The organism is Pseudomonas sp. 37 R 15 (assembly GCF_900004865.1).
Taxonomy (GTDB): Bacteria; Pseudomonadota; Gammaproteobacteria; order Pseudomonadales; family Pseudomonadaceae; genus Aquipseudomonas; species Aquipseudomonas fluorescens_AM.
Genome location: NZ_CVTV01000061.1, coordinates 193,589 through 207,370, shown reverse-complemented (window position 1 = coordinate 207,370; position 13,782 = coordinate 193,589). Strand labels below are relative to the sequence as shown.

Sequence of the window (13,782 nt, the reverse complement as noted above, 5' to 3'; positions counted from 1 at the left end):
TCATGGATATTAAACGCACAATCCTGATCGTCGCCCTGGCAATCGTGTCCTATGTCATGGTCCTTAAATGGAACCAGGATTATGGTCAGGCTGCCCTGCCGACTCAGAATGTTGCTACCAATCAGGCTGCGCCGGCTATCCCGGACACCCCGCTGGGTAACAATGCGTCCGCGAGTGCCGATGTTCCCAGCGCGAATGGCGAGACAAGTGCCCCGTTAGAAACGCCAGTGGTCACCAACAAAGACCTCATCCACGTTAAAACGGATGTGCTCGACCTGGCGATCGACCCGCAGGGCGGTGATATCGCACAGCTGAAGCTGCCGCTTTATCCACGTCGCCAAGACCACCCGGATGTTCCGTTCCAGCTGTTCGATAACGGCGGTGAACGCACCTATCTGGCGCAAAGCGGCCTGACCGGCACCAATGGTCCGGATGCGCGAGCTACCGGTCGTCCGATTTATTCGACCGAGCAGAAGAGCTATCAACTGGCTGATGGCCAGAACCAGTTGAACGTCGACCTGAAATTCAGCCTCGACGGCGTCAATTACATCAAGCGTTTCAGCTTCACGCGTGGTTTGTACGATTTGAAGGTCACGTACCTGATCGACAACACCAGTGACAAAGCCTGGAGCGGCAACCTGTTTGCCCAGCTCAAGCGTGACGCCAGCTCCGACCCTTCTTCCAGCACCGCCACCGGCACCGCGACTTACCTGGGCGCCGCCCTGTGGACAAGTAACGAGCCCTACAAAAAAGTATCGATGAAAGATATCGACAAGGGCGCGCTGAAAGAAACCGTTCAAGGTGGCTGGGTAGCGTGGCTGCAGCACTACTTCGTGACCGCGTGGATCCCGAACAAGGGTGAAGCGAACCTGGTTCAAACCCGCAAGGACAGCCAGGGCAACTACATCATTGGTTTTACTGGCCCGGCATTGACCGTCGCACCAGGCGCCAAGGCAGAAACCAGCGCTACCCTGTATGCCGGCCCGAAAAGCCAGGCGGTACTGAAAGAGTTGTCCCCAGGCCTGGAACTGACTGTGGATTACGGCTTCCTGTGGTTCATTGCCCAGCCGATCTTCTGGCTGCTGCAACATATCCACAGCATCGTCGGTAACTGGGGCTGGTCGATCATCTTCCTGACCATGCTGATCAAGGGGATCTTCTTCCCGCTGTCGGCCGCCAGCTACAAGTCGATGGCGCGCATGCGTGCCGTGGCGCCGAAACTGGCTGCGCTGAAAGAGCAACATGGTGACGACCGGCAGAAAATGTCGCAGGCCATGATGGAGCTGTACAAGAAAGAGAAGATCAACCCGCTGGGTGGATGCTTGCCGATTCTGGTACAGATGCCGGTATTCCTGTCGCTTTACTGGGTACTCCTGGAAAGCGTGGAAATGCGCCAGGCACCGTTCATGCTGTGGATAACCGACCTGTCGATCAAGGACCCGTTCTTTATCCTGCCGATCATCATGGGCGCAACCATGTTTATCCAGCAGCGTCTGAACCCGACGCCGCCGGACCCGATGCAGGCCAAGGTAATGAAAATGATGCCAATCATCTTCACCTTCTTCTTCCTGTGGTTCCCAGCGGGCCTGGTACTGTACTGGGTAGTCAACAACGTGTTGTCGATCTCCCAACAGTGGTACATCACACGTAAAATCGAAGCGGCTACCAAAAAAGCCGAGGCGTAATTTACTCTGTGGATAACCACTCAAGACGCCCCCTAGTGGGGCGTTTTGCTTTCCGACACTTTAATTCTGGAACCTGCTGATGAGCGCTCCCCGTGAAACCATCGCTGCTGTCGCGACCGCTCAAGGTCGCGGCGGCGTCGGTATCGTTCGAATTTCCGGCCCGCTCGCCGGCGCGGCCGCCAAGGCGATCAGTGGACGGGAGTTGAAGCCGCGGTTCGCCCATTACGGCCCGTTTCTGGATGCGGACGAAAGTGTGCTGGACGAAGGCTTGGCTCTTTACTTTCCGGGACCAAACTCCTTCACGGGTGAAGATGTACTGGAACTGCAGGGCCATGGTGGTCCGGTTGTCCTGGACATGTTGCTGCAGCGTTGCCTGCAATTGGGCTGCCGCCTGGCCCGTCCGGGTGAGTTCAGCGAGCGCGCATTCCTCAACGACAAACTCGACCTGGCCCAGGCCGAAGCCATTGCCGACCTGATCGAGGCCAGTTCTGCACAAGCTGCACGTAACGCATTGCGTTCGTTGCAGGGGGCGTTTTCCCTGCGTGTGCATAACTTGACCGAGCAGTTGATCAGCCTGCGTATCTATGTCGAGGCGGCCATTGATTTTCCAGAAGAGGAAATTGATTTCCTGGCTGATGGCCATGTCCTCGCGATGCTGGACAAGGTCCGCGATGAGTTATCCACAGTGTTGCGCGAAGCCGGGCAGGGTGCGTTGCTGCGTGACGGCATGACCGTGGTGATCGCGGGGCGACCCAATGCCGGCAAGTCCAGCCTGCTTAATGCATTGGCGGGGCGCGAAGCGGCCATCGTTACCGAAATTGCCGGTACCACCCGCGACATCCTGCGCGAACATATCCACATCGATGGCATGCCGTTGCACGTGGTCGATACGGCAGGGTTGCGCGACACCGACGACCAGGTGGAGAAGATTGGCGTAGAACGCGCGCTCAAAGCCATCGGCGAAGCCGATCGTGTGTTGTTGGTGGTGGACGCCACCGCCCCCGAGGCGGTGGATCCTTTTGCGTTGTGGCCGGAATTCCTCGAGCAGCGGCCAGACCCGGCCAAAGTGACCCTGATCCGTAACAAGGCCGACCTGACCGGTGAAGCCATTGCGATGGAAACCAGCGAGGATGGCCATGTGACTATCAGCCTGAGTGCCAAATCGGCAGGTGAGGGCCTGGAGTTGCTACGTGACCATCTCAAGGCCTGCATGGGCTACGAGCAGACCTCGGAAAGCAGCTTCAGTGCACGCCGCAGGCATCTGGAGGCGCTTCGCCATGCCAGCGCGGCGTTGGAGCACGGGCGGGCACAGCTCACCCTGGCGGGCGCCGGGGAGCTGCTGGCTGAGGATTTGCGTCAGGCGCAGCAGCTGTTAGGTGAGATTACCGGCGCATTCAGCTCGGATGACCTGCTCGGCCGAATCTTTTCCAGCTTTTGTATCGGCAAATAGCCAGGTTTTACCAGTTGTAGGACACCGTGCCCAACAGGGTGCGGCTGTCACCCCAATAGCAGCGCCCCGCATCGTTGCAACCAGACACATACTCCTTGTCGAACAGGTTCTTGGCGTTCAGATCCACTGACCAGTGCGGGTCGATCTGATACCCCACCACGGCATCCACCAACGTGACACTGCCTGCATCCAACTTCCCGTACAGCGTAGGCGCCGTATAGGAAAAGGTGCTGTCGAAATAGCGCACGCCTCCCCCCACAGACAGGCCCTTGAGTTGACCCTCCAGGAAGCGGTATTTGCTCCATACCGAAGCCTGATTGCGAGGAACACCGGTCATCTGGCGTCCTTCAACCAGGGAAGTGGCGGAATCCTTGGTAATCCGCGCGTCAGTGTAGGTATAGGCCGCCGTCACATTCAGGTTGGGCGTAAGGTTGCTGTTGACTTCAACTTCCACGCCCTTGGCGCGGCTCTCACCCACCTGCCTATAGCTGTTGGTGGTGGCATCCAGGTAAGTGTCGTCCTGTTTGCGCAAGTCATACACCGACAGCGTCATCGCCGTGTCCCAGCCGCTCGGCTCGTACTTCACACCCGCTTCATATTGGCTGCTGGTGATGGGTTTCAACGGGGAGCCAGCATTGGAAATCTGCTGAACCGGAACGAATGCCGTGGAATAGCTGACATACGGCGTGAGGCCGTTATCGAACTGGTACATCACGCCACCTTGATAGGTGAACTTGCGGTCTTGACTGCCGGTGTTGCTGGCCTTGTTGACCTTGTCGCGAAAATCGCTGTCGACCCAGTCCTGCCGGCCCCCGAGCAGGAACAGCCAGTGGTCATACTTGCTCTGGATCTGGGCGTATGCGCCTTTCATCTGCTGTTCGAGCAAGGTGTTCTGCACCGCGATCGGCGTGAGCGGATCGCGCAGGTACACCGGGTTATACACATTGATGGTACCGGCGAAACCGGCGTCCCAATCCTGGTTGAACGACGTGCGGTCATAACTGGCGCCGAACAACACGGTGTTTTCCAGTGCGCCGATATCGAATTTGCCCTCGAGCTGGTTATCCAGGGAATAGACCATGGATTTGTTGTAGCGGTCGTAGGCGGTCATGTTCAGCTGAGTACCGAAGCCCCGATTATTCAGTGCGCTCGGCCAGGTTTCATGGCGGTTGATGCGTGACTGCATGTACCGGGAATTCTGGCGGAACTGCCAGTCGTCGTTGAAGCTGTGGCTGAACTCGTAACCGGTGCTCCAGGCTTCGCGCTCAAAGGTATTCCAATCCGGATCGCCGAGCATGGTGTGCTTGGACAGTTTACCGTTGGGATTAGTAAGCAAAGTGCCTGCAGCTGGCAGGCCGAGTTCCAGGTTGGTGTGATCCTTCTGGTAGTTGGCCAAGAGGGTCAGGGTGTTGTAGTCGTCGAAATTCAGGGTCAGGGAAGGGGCGATGTAAACACGATCATCCGGGACATGGTCGGTCTGGGTGTCGGATTTGCGGCCCCGCATCACTAAGCGGCCGAGAATATTCTCGCTGTCATTGAGCGGGCCGGAGATATCCACACCCAGCTGGCGCCGGTTGTTCGAGCCATAGCCCAATTGCACCTCGCCTCGCGGGTTGGCGGTCGGATGTTTGCTCACCAGGTTGACCAAGCCGCCCGGGGCATTTTCACCGTAGAGCAGTGAAGAAGGACCGCGAAACACTTCGACCCGCTCCAGGCCATACGGCTCGCTGGTGGTGTCGTAACGATTGCCTTGCACACGCAGTCCATCTCTCAGCAGGCCGTAACCGTAGTCCGTGGCGTTGAAGCCTCGAATAAAGAATAGATCGCCCGCCAGCCCGTCGCCCGCGGCAAAAGGCGGCGCGAAGATGCCGGGGACGTACCCCAGCACTTCGGTCAGTGTCTGCGATTTCTGATCCTTGATACGTTGCCCGGTCACCACCGATACCGAACGGGGTGTCTGCGACAGAGGCGTACTGGTTTTGGTGCCGACCCGGCTATTCTGCGCCTTGTAGCCCACATCCCCTGCTATGTCCTGATTGAAGCCATCCGGTTGATAAGCACTGACGGTGGTGGGTGCAAGCGTGAGCTGGCCCGTAGGGACTGCTTGCAATCCATAGCTGCCGGGGGCCTGGACGACGGCTTGCAACCCGGAATTCTGCAGCAGCAGGGCGAAACCTTGATCCACCGAATAATCACCATTGAGTCCGGAGGTGGTCAGCCGTGAAGTCTGTTGTGGCGAGAAGGACAGGATCACATTGGCCCTGGCGGCAAACTGGCTCAAGGCACTGTCCAGAGGACCGGCTGCGATAACGTAGTGCTGGGTGGTGCTGGCGGCCATGACCCCTGTGGATAACAAGGTACCGCCCATGCTGGCAAGCATCAGGCCGTAGGTGATGGCATGGCAGGAGAGTCGCTGACGTAGCTGGATGGAAAGGCGCATAGATGGGTAAGCCCTGAGGGTAGCGTCGTGATTACCTGAAGGGCCGTGCGTGATAAAAAAAAGATAACCCCCTGAGGTTATTTTTTTCATCAACCGATTCGGCTGACCGACACCCAGTAGCGCGTGAAGTACTTCACCTGGATCGGCAGGGTCGCTTGCAGGTTGGCCAGTACCGCGTCGGTCGAGTCCAGACGGAACGCGCCGGAAACGCGCAGTCGAGCCGAAGCCTGGTCACAGTGCAGCATGCCCGGTCGATAGCGCGCCAACTCATCGATGACATCGCCGAGTCTGGCATCGAGCACGATCAACTGACCGTCCGCCCAGGCGGCTTGCGCCACGCCATATCGCTGGGTGAGGCTAATCGTGTGTCGATCAAAATCAGCGCTTTCCCCAGCTCCGAGGGTCTTGTTGTGGTCGGGTTGATCGCCTGGGGACAAATTGACCCGATCTTCCAGCACACCGACCCGGGTGAAATCCGGCAATTGGCGAACAGTAAACCGAGTACCCAGTGCCTGAACCCGACCGTGGCGAGTCTCCACATACAAGGGCGTGTTGGCGCCACGTTTGCCACTGTGGATAAGTACTTCACCTTCACGCAGGCGAATCAAGCGTTGGCGCGAGTCGAACATCACATCAATGGCTGTGCTGGTGTTGAGATCAACCTGAGTGCCGTCGGCCAGTTCGATCCTTCGATGTTTACCCACAGGCGTGCGGTAGTCGGCCCATACGTTACCCACGGACGTGTGTTGTTGAACATTCCAGCCCAGATACCCGCTGCCGCCCAGTACCAGCATCCACTTGAGCACCTGGCGGCGTTTCTGCGTGCTGGTCAATGCGCGGCGTGTGAAGTCCTGGGGCAGGGCGCCGAGGCTGCGCTGCAATTGCTCCAACTGGTTCCACGCCGCCTGATGGGAAGGGTCGCCATTGAGCCATTGTTGCCAGGCCAGTCGATCGGCCGGCGTCGGAGATTGCGCCTGGAACTGCACATACCAACTGGCGGCCGCCTCGAATGTCTTGCGATCAGGGGCGGGCATTAGAGGCTGGCCATGATCAGCGAACACTCGGTCAACGCGCGGACCATGTGCTTCTTCACTGTGGTCAATGACACGCGCAGTTGATCGGCGATCTGTTGATAAGTCAGACCCTCGATCTGCGACAGCATGAAAATCCGTCGAGCACGCTCGCCCAAGCTGCACAGTGCTTTATCCACAGCCACCAGGGTTTCGATAATGATTGCCTTGTCTTCTTCACTGATGGCGGTGGCTTCGGGACGCTCGGCCAAGCTTTGCTTATAAGCCTGCTCAATGGCGTGCCGGCGATAGCGATCAATCACCAGGCCCCTTGCAATGGTCGCCAGATAATCCCGTGGCTCGAGGATCTGCACGGCGTCGCGTCCACCCAGGATACGCACGAACGTATCGTGGGCCACATCGGCCGCATCGCAGGCGTTATGCAATTTGCCTTTGAGCCACCCGTGCAACCACGAATGGTGTTGCTCATAGATGCGCTGCACAGCTGTCGTGTGTGAAGGAGGGGACATAGGCGCGACGAGGTAGGTTAATGATAATCGCTATTATTAACTGCCCTCGTGTCTTCCCACAATAGCCGTCTTGACCTCGAATCTGCGCTGAATCCATGGGCTGGCCGATATTGAATCAGCCTTTTCTGTGGATTAAGCCCTGTGAATAACCGCCCTTGTGCCCGGTTGATAACCACGCTTGAAACCTGAGTAAAAACCGGTCTGTGGATAACCACCTGTTTAATCCACAGGCTTAAAGCACTTATCCAAGCCCCTCATTGGCACATGACCACAGACTTTTGAATCCCTGTACACGACGTAGATAAAGGCCTGCATAAATCTATCCACAGAAAAGGTACCCAGTAGAAATAAACATAAAAACAAAGATTTAATAAATTTCTCTCTTTTAATTTCTATTGTCCGCGATCCATCCACAGCTGGTTAAATTTTGTGCAAAGGGTTCTTTAGGAAGGGCGAAGTCCCTATACTTGCCGCCATAAGCTGCAAAACTCTTTCAACCAACAATTCCTGATTACCTACATAAGCAGGCACGAGGTGCGTGGTGGATTTCCCTTCCCGTTTTGAAGTGATCGTCATCGGCGGCGGTCATGCCGGTACCGAGGCAGCACTGGCGTCAGCACGCATGGGCGTAAAAACCCTGTTGCTGACGCATAACGTGGAAACCCTCGGCGCCATGAGTTGCAACCCCGCCATTGGTGGCATCGGCAAAAGCCACCTGGTCAAGGAAATCGATGCCCTTGGCGGCGTGATGGCCATGGCCACCGACAAGGGTGGTATCCAATTTCGCGTGCTCAACAGCCGCAAAGGCCCGGCCGTACGGGCCACTCGTGCACAAGCCGACCGTATTTTGTACAAGGCCGCCGTACGTGAAACCCTGGAAAACCAGCCAAACCTGTGGATATTTCAACAGGCCGCAGACGACCTGATCGTCGAGCAGGACCAGGTACGCGGCGTTGTCACGCAAATGGGTCTGCGCTTCTTTGCAGAATCCGTGGTGTTGACTACCGGGACCTTCCTTGGCGGACTTATCCACATCGGCATGCAGAATTATTCCGGTGGTCGCGCCGGTGATCCGCCGTCGATTGCCCTGGCACACCGTCTGCGTGAATTGCCGCTGCGTGTGGGCCGCTTGAAAACCGGGACTCCGCCGCGTATCGACGGACGTTCTGTAGATTTTTCGGTGATGACCGAACAGGCCGGCGATACCCCGATTCCGGTCATGTCGTTCATGGGTTCCAAGGAACAGCACCCCAGACAGGTAAGCTGCTGGATCACCCATACCAACGCCCGTACCCACGAAATCATTGCCGCGAACCTCGACCGTTCGCCGATGTATTCCGGGGTGATCGAAGGTATCGGCCCGCGTTATTGCCCCTCGATTGAAGACAAGATCCATCGCTTTGCCGACAAGGAAAGCCACCAGGTCTTTATCGAGCCCGAAGGCTTGACGACCCACGAGCTGTACCCGAACGGGATTTCCACTTCCCTGCCGTTCGACGTGCAAATCCAGATCGTGCAATCGATTCGCGGGATGGAAAATGCCCATATCGTCCGCCCTGGCTACGCCATCGAGTACGACTATTTCGATCCACGTGACCTGAAATACAGCCTGGAAACCAAGGTGATCGGCGGTTTGTTCTTCGCCGGGCAAATCAACGGCACCACCGGTTACGAAGAAGCCGGCGCCCAGGGTTTGCTGGCCGGTACCAACGCTGCACTGCGTGCCCAGGGCAAAGACAGCTGGTGCCCGCGTCGCGATGAAGCGTATATCGGCGTGTTGGTCGACGACCTGATTACCCTGGGCACCCAGGAACCGTACCGGATGTTCACGTCCAGGGCCGAATATCGCCTGATCCTGCGCGAAGACAACGCCGATCTGCGCTTGACCGAAAAAGGTCGCGAGTTGGGTCTGGTCGATGACGCGCGCTGGGCGGCCTTTTGCAAAAAACGCGAGAGCATCACGCTCGAAGAGCAGCGCCTGAAAAGCACCTGGGTTCGTCCGGGCACTGAACAGGGTGATGCGATCGCCGAAAAATTCGGCACGCCGCTGACCCACGAGTACAACTTGCTGAACCTGCTGTCCCGTCCAGAGATTGATTACGCTGGCCTGGTCGAAGTGACCGGCGGCGGCGCGCAAGATCCACAGGTTGCGGAACAGGTGGAAATCAAGACCAAATACGCCGGTTACATTGATCGCCAGCAGGACGAGATCGCTCGCCTGCGCGCCAGTGAAAACACCAAGCTGCCTGTGGATATCGATTACACAGGGATTTCCGGACTGTCGAAGGAAATCCAAAGCAAGCTGGGGATAACTCGGCCGGAAACCCTCGGGCAGGCTTCGCGTATACCTGGCGTCACTCCGGCAGCTATTTCGCTGTTGATGATTCATTTGAAAAAACGCGGCGCGGGCCGTCAGTTGGAGCAAAGCGCTTGAGTTCGTTGGTCACCACGCAACACGCCGAAGAGTTATCCACAGGTGCGCGCCAGTTGGGCGTCGACCTGACTGAAGCCCAGCACGCTTTGCTGATGGGCTACCTGGCCCTGTTGATCAAATGGAACAAGGCCTACAACCTGACCGCAGTGCGCGATCCGGACGAAATGGTGTCGCGCCATCTGCTCGACAGCTTGAGCGTAATGCCATTTATCGAAAACGGTCGCTGGTTGGACGTCGGCAGCGGCGGCGGCATGCCTGGCATTCCACTGGCCATCCTGTTTCCCGAGTCGCAAGTGACCTGTCTGGACAGCAACGGCAAAAAAACCCGCTTCCTGACCCAGGTCAAACTCGAACTCAAGCTGGACAACCTGCAAGTTGTCCACAGTCGCGTCGAAGCCTTTACGCCTGAGCAGCCCTTCAACGGAATTGTTTCCCGGGCGTTCAGCAGCATGGAGAACTTCAGCAACTGGACTCGCCACCTGGGCGACCACGACACCCGCTGGCTGGCAATGAAGGGCGTCCATCCAAGCGACGAGCTGTTAGCATTGCCGGCAGACTTCCACCTCGATAGCGAACACGCCTTGGCCGTACCCGGTTGCCAAGGCCAACGCCATCTGCTGATACTGCGCCGCACGGCATGATTGGGAACACAAGCAAGAATGGCTAAGGTATTCGCGATAGCGAACCAGAAAGGTGGCGTGGGTAAAACCACCACCTGCATCAACCTCGCAGCATCCCTGGTCGCGACCAAGCGCCGGGTGCTGTTGATCGATCTCGATCCACAGGGCAACGCCACCATGGGTAGCGGTGTGGATAAACACGGCCTGGAAAACTCGGTCTACGACTTGCTGATCGGCGAGTGTGACCTGGGCCAGGCCATGCACTACTCCGAGCACGGCGGTTATCAATTGCTGCCGGCCAACCGCGATCTGACTGCGGCGGAAGTGGTACTGCTGGAAATGCAGATGAAGGAAAGCCGTCTGCGCAGCGCCCTGGCGCCTATCCGCGAGAATTACGACTACATCCTGATCGACTGCCCGCCGTCGCTGTCGATGCTCACGCTCAACGCTCTGGTTGCCGCCGATGGGGTGATTATCCCCATGCAGTGCGAGTATTTCGCACTCGAAGGCTTGAGCGACCTTGTGGATAACATCAAGCGTATTGCCGAATTGCTCAACCCGAACCTGAAAGTCGAAGGCCTGCTGCGGACCATGTATGACCCGCGCCTGAGCCTGATGAACGATGTCTCGGCGCAGCTCAAGGAGCATTTCGGCGACCAGCTCTACGACACAGTGATTCCACGCAACATTCGCCTGGCCGAGGCGCCAAGCTATGGCATGCCGGCGCTGGCCTACGACAAATCATCCCGTGGCGCCATTGCCTACCTGGCGCTGGCCGGTGAGATGGTGCGTCGCCAACGTCGCAATTCACGCACCGCTGCAGCCCAGCCAACTTAAGGAATCCCCATGGCCGTCAAAAAACGAGGTCTCGGACGTGGACTGGATGCACTCCTGAGTGGTCCGACCGTCACTTCGCTGGAAGAACAAGCGGTGCAGGCCGACGAGCGTGAGCTGCAGCACTTGCCGCTGGACCTGATCCAGCGCGGTAAATACCAGCCACGTCGCGACATGGACCCGCAGGCTCTGGAAGAGCTGGCCAACTCGATCAAGGCCCAGGGCGTGATGCAACCGATCGTGGTGCGCCCGATTGGCAGTGGCCGCTTTGAAATCATTGCCGGTGAGCGTCGCTGGCGCGCCAGCCAACAGGCCGGCAAGGAAACCATCCCGGCGATGGTGCGCGATGTGCCGGATGAAACCGCCATCGCCATGGCGTTGATCGAGAACATCCAGCGTGAAGACCTCAACCCGATCGAAGAAGCGATCGCCTTGCAGCGTTTGCAGCAGGAATTCCAGCTGACTCAGCAACAAGTGGCCGAGGCGGTGGGCAAATCCCGCGTCACCGTGTCCAACTTGCTGCGCTTGATCGCGCTGCCGGAAGTCATCAAGACCATGTTGTCGCACGGTGACCTGGAAATGGGACACGCCCGTGCTTTGCTCGGTTTGCCGGAAAATCAACAGGTTGAAGGGGCGCGACACGTTGTCGCACGCGGGCTCACCGTTCGTCAGACGGAAGCCTTGGTTCGCCAATGGTTGAGTGGCAAACCTGCACCGGTCGAAACCGTCAAACCTGATCCGGATATCGCGCGCCTTGAGCAGCGCCTCGCCGAGCGCCTAGGCTCTGCGGTGCAAATTCGCCACGGCAAGAAAGGCAAAGGGCAATTGGTTATCGGATATAACTCCCTTGATGAGCTTCAAGGCGTCCTTTCCCACATCCGTTGAAACATTCGCAGAAACATTTGCTCATGTAGCGCGTGATCGGAAATCACTACCCGGCAGTTGAATAGGGGCTGAACCGCCCCTATACTCTGCGCGCATTTTGTCGGCACAAAGTATGCCAAGTTATTGATTTCCGGCAGCCGACCATTGAGGAGCAAGCGTGATGGAAACCCGCACGCCAAACACGTTGCCGTTCCATCGCTTGGCTGTTTTTCCGGTTTTATTGGCGCAACTTGTCGTTTTGCTGATCGCTGCATTGGCGCTTTGGTACTGGCATGGCGTCGTAGCCGGATATTCAGGGCTCTGCGGAGGCCTGATAGCCTTGCTGCCCAATATGTATTTTGCTCACAGGGCCTTTCGGTTTTCCGGCGCCCGAGCAGCCCAGGCCATCGTCCGGTCTTTTTATGCCGGCGAGGCGGGGAAACTGATTTTGACGGCAGTGCTGTTCGCACTGACCTTTGCAGGTGTGAAGCCATTGGCGCCGCTGGCTGTATTCGGCGTCTTCGTGTTGACCCAATTGGTCAGCTGGTTCGCTCCCCTGCTAATGAAAACAAGACTTTCGAAACCTTAGGGCGTTTGAGGCAACCATGGCAGAAACAACCGCTTCGGGCTATATCCAGCACCACTTGCAGAACCTGACCTTCGGTCAGCTTCCCAACGGCGGCTGGGGCTTTGCCCACACCGCAGCAGAAGCCAAGGAAATGGGTTTCTGGGCCTTCCACCTGGATACTCTGGGCTGGTCGGTCGCATTGGGTCTGATCTTCGTCCTGATTTTCCGCATGGCGGCAAAAAAGGCGACTTCCGGTCAGCCAGGTGCTTTGCAGAACTTCGTTGAAGTATTGGTCGAATTCGTCGATGGCAGCGTGAAAGACAGCTTCCATGGCCGCAGCCCGGTGATTGCACCGCTGGCACTGACCATCTTCGTCTGGGTGTTCCTGATGAACGCCGTCGACCTGATCCCGGTGGACTGGATTCCTCAGTTGGCCATCCTGATCTCCGGCGATGCGCACATTCCATTCCGTGCCGTATCGACCACTGACCCGAACGCGACCCTGGGCATGGCCCTGTCGGTGTTCGCGTTGATCATTTTCTACAGCATCAAGGTCAAGGGCATCGGCGGTTTCATCGGCGAACTGACCCTGCACCCGTTCGGCAGCAAGAACATTTTCGTTCAAGCCCTGCTGATCCCGGTGAACTTCCTGCTGGAATTCGTGACCCTGGTCGCCAAGCCGATTTCCCTGGCCTTGCGACTGTTCGGCAACATGTATGCCGGCGAGCTGGTGTTCATTCTGATCGCTGTGATGTTCGGCAGCGGTCTGCTCTGGCTTAGCGGCCTGGGCATCGTTCTGCAGTGGGCGTGGGCTGTGTTCCACATCCTGATCATCACCCTGCAGGCCTTCATCTTCATGATGCTGACCATCGTCTACCTGTCGATGGCGCACGAAGAGAACCATTAAGACCAGTCTCGACTAGTCTGATGTCCTTCCCGGTCAAACGGGAAGGTGGCCCTCCAGGGCTATGAAACGATTTGTTTTACCGCTTTAAAATCTAAAAAACCTAAACCATACGACGTAAAAGTCGGGAGGAAAGATGGAAACTGTAGTTGGTCTAACCGCTATCGCTGTTGCACTGTTGATCGGCCTGGGCGCCCTGGGTACTGCCATTGGTTTCGGCCTGCTGGGCGGCAAATTCCTGGAAGGCGCAGCGCGTCAGCCAGAAATGGTGCCAATGCTGCAAGTTAAAATGTTCATCGTTGCCGGCCTGCTCGACGCCGTGACCATGATCGGCGTTGGTATCGCACTGTTCTTCACCTTCGCGAACCCCTTCGTTGGTCAACTCGCTGGCTAATCACTCGACTTTTCGAGTGATTGGGGTGATGGACAACGAATGAGCGAGG

At 57.5% G+C, this 13,782-nt stretch carries 12 protein-coding genes; 9 read left to right on the top strand and 3 right to left on the bottom strand.

Annotation, left to right across the window (positions count from 1 at the left end; genetic code table 11):
* Positions 1-2 precede the first annotated feature (2 nt).
* On the top strand, positions 3-1,685 hold the full coding sequence (yidC, locus tag BFQ04_RS26670) for a membrane protein insertase YidC (RefSeq protein WP_065894368.1): 1,683 nt from the start codon (positions 3-5) through the stop codon (positions 1,683-1,685).
* 79 nt (positions 1,686-1,764) lie between these two features.
* Positions 1,765-3,135 carry a tRNA uridine-5-carboxymethylaminomethyl(34) synthesis GTPase MnmE gene (gene mnmE / locus BFQ04_RS26665; RefSeq protein ID WP_065953338.1) on the top strand — a complete coding sequence of 457 codons (1,371 nt, stop codon included), beginning with the start codon at positions 1,765-1,767 and terminating at the stop codon, positions 3,133-3,135.
* Between the two features lie 7 nt (positions 3,136-3,142).
* Here mnmE and BFQ04_RS26660 read toward each other — a convergent pair whose 3' ends face one another.
* The 3 genes from BFQ04_RS26660 to BFQ04_RS26650 all read right to left on the bottom strand — a co-directional run bounded on the left by BFQ04_RS26660 (position 3,143) and on the right by BFQ04_RS26650 (position 7,115).
* Positions 3,143-5,515, bottom strand: coding sequence for a TonB-dependent siderophore receptor (locus BFQ04_RS26660; RefSeq protein ID WP_371914548.1), 2,373 nt, complete (start codon positions 5,513-5,515; stop codon positions 3,143-3,145).
* A 149-nt stretch (positions 5,516-5,664) separates the two neighbouring features.
* Positions 5,665-6,609 carry a FecR domain-containing protein gene (locus BFQ04_RS26655; RefSeq protein WP_065953336.1) on the bottom strand — a complete coding sequence of 315 codons (945 nt, stop codon included), beginning with the start codon at positions 6,607-6,609 and terminating at the stop codon, positions 5,665-5,667.
* Positions 6,609-7,115 (bottom strand): sigma-70 family RNA polymerase sigma factor, encoded by a 507-nt coding sequence (locus tag BFQ04_RS26650; protein ID WP_065953335.1) that lies wholly within the window; start codon positions 7,113-7,115, stop codon positions 6,609-6,611. Before BFQ04_RS26650 ends, BFQ04_RS26655 begins: the two co-directional genes overlap by 1 nt.
* Positions 7,116-7,656: 541 nt before the next feature.
* Between BFQ04_RS26650 and mnmG the strand changes: the two genes are divergently transcribed.
* The 7 genes from mnmG (at position 7,657) to atpE (ending at position 13,733) form a co-directional block, all read left to right on the top strand.
* On the top strand, positions 7,657-9,549 hold the full coding sequence (gene mnmG / locus BFQ04_RS26645; protein ID WP_065953432.1) for a tRNA uridine-5-carboxymethylaminomethyl(34) synthesis enzyme MnmG: 1,893 nt from the start codon (positions 7,657-7,659) through the stop codon (positions 9,547-9,549).
* Positions 9,546-10,190 (top strand): 16S rRNA (guanine(527)-N(7))-methyltransferase RsmG, encoded by a 645-nt coding sequence (gene rsmG / locus BFQ04_RS26640; RefSeq protein ID WP_065953334.1) that lies wholly within the window; start codon positions 9,546-9,548, stop codon positions 10,188-10,190. Before mnmG ends, rsmG begins: the two co-directional genes overlap by 4 nt.
* 18 nt (positions 10,191-10,208) lie before the next feature.
* On the top strand, positions 10,209-11,006 hold the full coding sequence (locus BFQ04_RS26635) for a ParA family protein (protein WP_057725767.1): 798 nt from the start codon (positions 10,209-10,211) through the stop codon (positions 11,004-11,006).
* A 9-nt stretch (positions 11,007-11,015) separates the two neighbouring features.
* Positions 11,016-11,888, top strand: a complete 873-nt coding sequence (locus tag BFQ04_RS26630; protein ID WP_065953333.1) for a ParB/RepB/Spo0J family partition protein — start codon at positions 11,016-11,018, stop codon at positions 11,886-11,888.
* A gap of 160 nt (positions 11,889-12,048) precedes the next feature.
* Positions 12,049-12,456, top strand: coding sequence for a F0F1 ATP synthase subunit I (locus tag BFQ04_RS26625; protein WP_065886693.1), 408 nt, complete (start codon positions 12,049-12,051; stop codon positions 12,454-12,456).
* 16 nt (positions 12,457-12,472) lie between these two features.
* Positions 12,473-13,342: a F0F1 ATP synthase subunit A gene (gene atpB, locus BFQ04_RS26620; RefSeq protein ID WP_057725770.1), complete on the top strand. Its 870-nt coding sequence runs from the start codon at positions 12,473-12,475 to the stop codon at positions 13,340-13,342.
* Positions 13,343-13,475: 133 nt separating this feature from the next.
* Entirely contained in the window at positions 13,476-13,733 is a 258-nt protein-coding gene (gene atpE, locus BFQ04_RS26615; protein WP_002555987.1) for a F0F1 ATP synthase subunit C, read from the top strand.
* The last annotated feature ends 49 nt before the right edge of the window (positions 13,734-13,782 follow it).

Excerpts from the sequence above, each read along its gene's own strand:
- yidC (WP_065894368.1), top strand. The coding sequence starts at position 3 with ATGGATATTAAACGCACAATCCTGATCGTCGCCCTGGCAATCGTGTCC.
- mnmE (WP_065953338.1), top strand. The coding sequence starts at position 1,765 with ATGAGCGCTCCCCGTGAAACCATCGCTGCTGTCGCGACCGCTCAAGGT.
- BFQ04_RS26660 (WP_371914548.1), bottom strand. The coding sequence starts at position 5,515 with ATGCTTGCCAGCATGGGCGGTACCTTGTTATCCACAGGGGTCATGGCC.
- BFQ04_RS26655 (WP_065953336.1), bottom strand. The coding sequence starts at position 6,609 with ATGCCCGCCCCTGATCGCAAGACATTCGAGGCGGCCGCCAGTTGGTAT.
- BFQ04_RS26650 (WP_065953335.1), bottom strand. The coding sequence starts at position 7,115 with ATGTCCCCTCCTTCACACACGACAGCTGTGCAGCGCATCTATGAGCAA.
- BFQ04_RS26635 (WP_057725767.1), top strand. The coding sequence starts at position 10,209 with ATGGCTAAGGTATTCGCGATAGCGAACCAGAAAGGTGGCGTGGGTAAA.
- BFQ04_RS26630 (WP_065953333.1), top strand. The coding sequence starts at position 11,016 with ATGGCCGTCAAAAAACGAGGTCTCGGACGTGGACTGGATGCACTCCTG.
- BFQ04_RS26625 (WP_065886693.1), top strand. The coding sequence starts at position 12,049 with ATGGAAACCCGCACGCCAAACACGTTGCCGTTCCATCGCTTGGCTGTT.
- atpB (WP_057725770.1), top strand. The coding sequence starts at position 12,473 with ATGGCAGAAACAACCGCTTCGGGCTATATCCAGCACCACTTGCAGAAC.
- atpE (WP_002555987.1), top strand. The coding sequence starts at position 13,476 with ATGGAAACTGTAGTTGGTCTAACCGCTATCGCTGTTGCACTGTTGATC.